Origin of the sequence: Cohnella lubricantis, assembly GCF_014212015.1 — a bacterium.
GTDB classification, from domain to species: domain Bacteria; phylum Bacillota; class Bacilli; order Paenibacillales; family Paenibacillaceae; genus Cohnella; species Cohnella lubricantis.
Genome location: NZ_JACJVN010000074.1, coordinates 8933 through 13724 on the forward strand (window position 1 = coordinate 8933; position 4792 = coordinate 13724).

General features: G+C 60.4%; 3 protein-coding genes. 2 read left to right on the forward strand and 1 reads right to left on the reverse strand.

Features of this window, described 5'->3' with window-relative positions; all coding sequences use genetic code 11:
• Positions 1-607: 607 nt before the first annotated feature.
• Positions 608-1798 (reverse strand): conserved virulence factor C family protein, encoded by a 1191-nt coding sequence (locus H4Q31_RS17985; protein WP_185180452.1) that lies wholly within the window; start codon positions 1796-1798, stop codon positions 608-610.
• A gap of 172 nt (positions 1799-1970) precedes the next feature.
• Between H4Q31_RS17985 and H4Q31_RS17990 the strand changes: the two genes are divergently transcribed.
• The gene (locus tag H4Q31_RS17990) at positions 1971-2927 is read left to right on the forward strand and encodes an MBL fold metallo-hydrolase (protein ID WP_185180453.1); all 957 of its coding nucleotides are present in this window, start codon (positions 1971-1973) and stop codon (positions 2925-2927) included.
• A 36-nt stretch (positions 2928-2963) separates the two neighbouring features.
• Entirely contained in the window at positions 2964-4583 is a 1620-nt protein-coding gene (locus H4Q31_RS17995) for an ABC-F family ATP-binding cassette domain-containing protein (protein ID WP_185180454.1), read from the forward strand.
• The last annotated feature ends 209 nt before the right edge of the window (positions 4584-4792 follow it).

The following is a 4792-nucleotide window of genomic DNA, read 5'->3' on the forward strand; positions in this document are numbered from 1 at the left end:
TGTGAGGGCGAGTTAGCCGGATAAACCGTGCAACTCGGCCTGGAAAGAGCGATGTGAGGGCGAGTTAGCCGGTTAACCCGTGCAACTCGGCCTGGAAAGAGCGATGTGAAGGCGAGTTAGCCGGATAAACCGTGCAACTCGGCCTGGAAAGAGCGATGTGAGGGCGAGTTAGCCGGATAAACCCGTGTAACTCGGCCTGGAAAGAGCGATGTGAAGGCGAGTTAGCCGGATAAACCCGTGTAACTCGGCCTGGAAAGAGCGATGTGAAGGCGAGTTAGCCGGATAAACCGTGCAACTCGGCCTGGGAGGAGCGATGTGAGAGCGAGTTAGCCGGATTAACCGGATAACTCGCCCTGGAAAGAGCGATGTGAAGGCGAGTTAGCCGGATAAACCGTGCAACTCGGCCTGGAAGGAGCGATGTGAAGGCGAGTTAGCCGGATAACCCGTGCAACTCGGCCTGGAAGGAGCGATGTGAGGGCGAGTTAACCGGATAAACCGGATAACTCGGCCTGGAAGGAGCGATGTGAGAGCGAGTTAGCCGGATTAACCGGATAACTCAGCTCTTCTAACGCGCTTAACTGGCTGAGGCGTTCAAAAATTGCGAGGCTCAAGCCTTGCCGCCTTCGCCAGCCTGGCCAGCCTGACCCTGCTCCTGCTCGCGCGCCCGCGTCATCTGCTGCCAGACCGAGCCGGCGGCTTCCTCGCCGCTCTTGATGCGGGCGACGGCCATCTCAGCCTGCAGCCGCACCTCGAATTCCGGCTCGGCGGCCGCCACGCGCTCGAGCGCTTCCAAAGCCGTCTCGTCGCCGGCTTCGTACAAGAACCGCGCGGCGCGCCAGCGCACGAGCTTGTTGGCGTCGCCCAGCGCCTCCACCATCGGTCCGATCGCGGCGGGATCGCCGAGATCGGACAGCGTGTCGCCGGCGGTGCGCCGCACGGCCGCCGACGAATCCTTCAGCGCGCCGAACAGATGCGGCAGCGCCTCCGGGATGCGCAGGTCGCCGAGGTACACCACGGCGAGCCTGCGCACCGATACGTGCGCGTCGCGCACGGCCAGCGCCAGCAGCGGAAGCTGCTCGGCGTCTGGCTTCATGCGGGCTAGCGCCGCATAGCGCGTCTGCCAATCCGGCGAGCGGAGCCGCGAAGCGAGCTCTTCGCTCGAGAGCGGCGCAGGCGCCTCCGGCGGCGCGGCTTCCTCGCCCGCCGCGCCCGCATCTGCCTGCGCCCGGGCCTGCGCGATCAGCTCGCGCAGCCGCTCCTCGGTGTACGCGGCGTCCAGCTCGCGCGCCACCTCGTCCAAGATCTCTTGCGGCTCGCCGTACCGGACGCCGAATTCCTCGAGCTTCCGCTCGCGGATCATCGTCGCGCCGGCGGCTTCGCTGACCGCTTGGCCGAACTTCTCGGGAAGCGCGGCGCGCGCTTCCTGGCCGCCGGTGCGCACCCGGATCTGCATCGGAATGCCGCGGTACATCTGCACGAGCACGTGCGATTCTCCGAAGCCGGACGTCTCGAGGCTTCCGGCTCCTCCGGCGGCGGAACCATCCTCGCCGAACAGCTCCCGGACGGCGCCGAGAATGACGGCCCAGTCCTTGTTCGGACGGCGGTCGACCGCGATGAAGTCGGCGGTGCGGAACACGCTTTTGACCCCGTCGATCCCTAACAGCCGCAGATAGAACGGCGGAACCTGATCCCGGCGTTCCAATGTATAGGTATAGCGCTCGCCAAGCGGCAGCTTTTCGTCGACGTTCAGCTTCATCGAGTTCGGGCTCGGCGTCGGTTCAATAGACAATAGCTTCATTCCATTTTCCCTCCCGTTAACAGCTTCCTTACTTATACATTAACTCAACTTGGTCCCGGCTGCCAAATGAGGCCGTCCGCAAGTCCAATTTCCGCGTCTGGCGGGCTTGTGTGTTGGTACAATCGGCGGATTCCTGCTATAGTATGAATGAACACATCAGCGGAGGGATCTCATGCGCAATCACCGCTTCGGCAACTTGGATTCAGCCGGGGCCGTCCGCGCGGGAAGACACCGGTTCGCCCGTTGGCGGCAGGAGCGGCTGACCAAGCTGCGTTCCAAGGACTATAGCGACTGCATTCCGAATGTACGTCCGGATTTGCCTTTTCTACTACAGAATCGCATCGAGCCGTCCATCACTTGGATCGGACATTCCACGTTCCTGATCCAGATGGCAGGTTTGAATATGGTGACCGATCCGGTCTGGGCTCGGCGAATGGCGATGCAGAAGCGGCTAGCCCCTCCGGGCATCGCCATGTCGGACATGCCGCCCATTGATCTCGTGCTTGTCTCGCACTCCCATTACGACCATCTGCACGTCACATCGTTGCGCAGGCTGCGAGGCACGAAGCGACTGCTCGTTCCGGCCGGGCTTCGCAAGAAGATGCTTCTGAAGGGCTTCCGTCAGGTGGCGGAGATGAACTGGTGGGAATCGGTCACGCATCATGGCGTCAAATTCACGTTCGTTCCGGCCCAGCACTGGGCTCGACGCAACCCGTGGGACACGAACAATTCCCACTGGGGAGGCTGGATCATCGAATCGCCGAACGGCCCGACCGTCTACTTCGCGGGAGACAGCGGATATTGCCGAGCGTTCGAAGAGATCGGCCGGCGGTTCGCGATTGATATCGCGCTGCTGCCGATCGGCGCATACGATCCGGAATGGTTCATGTCCGAGGAGCACATGAATCCGGAGGAGGCGCTGCAGGCGTTCCGCGATGTCGGGGCGAAGTACTTCGTTCCGATGCATTATGGTTCCTTTAAGCTGGCGGACGATACGCCGAAGGAAGCGCTGGACCGGCTGGAGGCAGAGCGGCGGCGGCTTGGGCTGTCAGAGGATCGGTTGTTCCTGCTGCAGCACGGCGAGACGCTTCGGTTCATGCCGCATCAGGAAGCCGGACCCTCATCATAACAACCTCAATTGGGGACAAAGGATGGATCTATCTCAATGATTACGGTTAACGGAGTCAGTCTTCGCTACGGCAAGCGCGCGTTGTTCGAAGACGTCAACATCAAATTCACCCCGGGCAACTGCTACGGCTTGATCGGGGCTAATGGAGCGGGCAAGTCGACGTTCCTGAAGATTCTGTCCGGCGAGATCGAGCCTTCGTCGGGCGAAGTGCACATCGCGCCGGGCGAGCGCCTCGCGGTGCTGAAGCAGAACCACTTCGAATATGACGACTACGGCGTGCTCGAGACCGTCATTATGGGCTATGAGCGCCTGTATCAAGTGATGAAGGAGAAGGACGCCATCTACGCGAAGGCCGACTTCACCGACGAGGACGGCATGCGCGCGGGCGAGCTCGAAGCCGAGTTCGCGGAGATGAACGGCTGGGAAGCCGAGAGCGAAGCGGCCGAGATGCTGAACGGCCTCGGAATCACAACCGATCTGCATGACAAGAAGATGGCTGAGCTAGGCGGCAATGAGAAGGTTCGCGTGCTGCTCGCGCAAGCGCTGTTCGGACACCCGAACATCCTGCTGCTCGACGAGCCGACCAACCACTTGGATCTCGAGTCGATCAACTGGCTGGAAGACTTCCTGTCCGGCTATCAAGGCACCGTCATCGTCGTATCCCACGACCGTCACTTCCTGAACCAGGTCTGTACGCATATCGCGGACATCGACTTCGGCAAGATTCAGCTGTACGTGGGCAACTACGACTTCTGGTACGAGTCGAGCCAATTGGCTCTGTCGTTGATGCGCGACCAGAACAAGAAGAAGGAAGACAAGATCAAGGAGCTGCAGGCGTTCATCCAGCGCTTCTCCGCGAACAAGTCCAAGGCGAAGCAAGCGACGAGCCGCCGCAAGATGCTCGACAAGATCACGCTGGACGACATCCGTCCGTCCAACCGCAAGTATCCGTTCATCCACTTCAAGGCGGAGCGCGAAGCGGGCAAGCAGATCGTCACAGTCGACAACGTCGCGCTGACCGTCGACGGCGAGACCGTGCTGGACGGCATCTCGTTCGTCGTCAACAAAGGCGACAAGATCGCCCTTGTCGGCCCTTACGGCCATGCCAAGACGGCGCTGTTCCAGGTGCTGGCGGGCGAAGTGCAGCCGGATTCCGGCTCCGTCACATGGGGCGTGACGATCACGGCCTCCTACTTCCCGAAGGACAACACGCCGTACTTCGAAGGCGTCGAGCTGTCGATCGTCGATTGGCTGCGCCAATATTCGAAGGATCAGGACGAATCGTTCATCCGCGGCTTCCTCGGGCGGATGCTGTTCTCCGGCGACGAAGCGCTGAAGAAGGCTTCGGTGCTGTCCGGAGGCGAGAAGGTACGCTGCATGCTGTCCAAGATGATGCTAACCGGCGGCAACGTGCTGCTGCTCGACGAACCGACCAACCACTTGGATCTCGAATCGATCACGGCGCTTAACAACGGACTTATCGACACGGATGAGACGGTGATCTTCACGTCGCATGACCATCAATTCATTCAGACGATCGCGAACCGCATCATCGAGATCACGCCGAACGGCATCATCGACCGGATGACGACGTACGACGAGTATCTCGAGAATCCGGAGATTCAAGCGCTGCGCGCGCGGATGCTGCAGGCTTAAGCTGCAAATAGAAGTAACAGGCCTCCCCTCAACTGATATGCTCCCCATACGGTAGACAGGTGAAATAATAAAACCTGTTACTGTAAGGGGAGCATTTTCCATGTCCAAAAAGGAACATACAGCCTCGGAAAAACTCGCTATTATTCAGGAGATCGCAAACGGTTGGATTGGCGTTAAAGCAGCAGTCAGAAAGTTCGGTATCAACAAAT